1 protein-coding gene is annotated in these 1,132 nt (G+C 48.1%); it reads left to right on the top strand.

Annotation, left to right across the window (positions count from 1 at the left end; all coding sequences use genetic code 11):
* Positions 1-309: 309 nt before the first annotated feature.
* Positions 310-1,050: a DUF6503 family protein gene (locus tag BGO59_RS24765; protein ID WP_099076908.1), complete on the top strand. Its 741-nt coding sequence runs from the start codon at positions 310-312 to the stop codon at positions 1,048-1,050.
* The last annotated feature ends 82 nt before the right edge of the window (positions 1,051-1,132 follow it).

Here is a 1,132-nt window from a genome sequence, read left to right as displayed (position 1 = left end):
TTCATGAGACCTGACGCACGTATTTCCAGACGGAGACATAATTTTTTCCAGTGGGTGGTGTCCGGTTCGGTATCATAAACCGGGGAATCATCACGAGTAAGCATTTCTGCGATTCGTGCATCAAAAACATCATCGGAAGCCATGAGTAGCTCGTTCATACCAGTCAAAATTTTTAGGCAAATCTACGAGGTTTCATCAATGACTACCTTGTAAGATTGTGCCGGGGAATTTGTAAAATTCGGAAATTCAGGCGTTTAACTGCGTACTATATAGCCCCAGACAGCTCGTCAAATCATTTCTCTATTAACCATGTTTAGACATCTTCTTACGTTAAGCCTACCATTATTACTGTTTGGTATCTGGGCGTGTCAACCGCTGTACCAGGCGCCGGAACTGGTCAAAGAGGCTATTAAAGCACATGGGGGCACGGCATACAATAACAAGCGGATTGAATTTGATTTCCGTACCTACCATCTGGTATTGAAACACCAGGACGGACAATTCAGCTACCAGCGTTCCTACCGCGATTCGACGGGCAACCAGCTTGTTGAGACCTTAACCAACAGTGGGTTTGTGCGTACCCTAAACGGCAAACGGCAAACGCTGGATTCGACCCAGACTCGTCGCTATAGTCAGGCGGTGAACTCGGTTGCTTATTTCGTTTTATTGCCTCAAAAACTAAGTGATCCGGCTGTATTGGCTGACTATGTAGGTACATCGCAGATCGACGGGCAGCCTTATCATAAAGTGCGCGTCCGGTTTCGGGCCGAAGGGGGCGGAACCGACTACCAGGATACGTTTTTCTATTGGTTTAATCAGCAGACGCACACGATGGATTATCTGGCTTACAGCGAGGGTGGGCCACGTTTCCGCAAGGCCATCAACCCGCAGGTAGTGGGTGGTATCCGGTTTCAGAATTACATCAACTACAAGGGCAAAAATGATGATAGTACGTCGGTCGGCACCTACGACCGTCGCTATGAGGCCCGCCAACTCAGGGAATTATCCAGAATCGAGCAGAAAAATATCCGGGTTGTACCGTTACCCTAACTCGTTCAGGATTATTCTTTTGCGCGTGTCAGCGTCTGACTTTTTCCCAACCAGCGCAAGCCATGATACCCCGTAATCGTGA

Source organism: Spirosoma sp. 48-14 (assembly GCF_001898575.1).
Classification (GTDB): Bacteria; Bacteroidota; Bacteroidia; order Cytophagales; family Spirosomataceae; genus Spirosoma.
The sequence above is the reverse complement of the archived record's forward strand: the minus strand, read 5'-3'. Positions and strand labels throughout refer to the sequence as shown.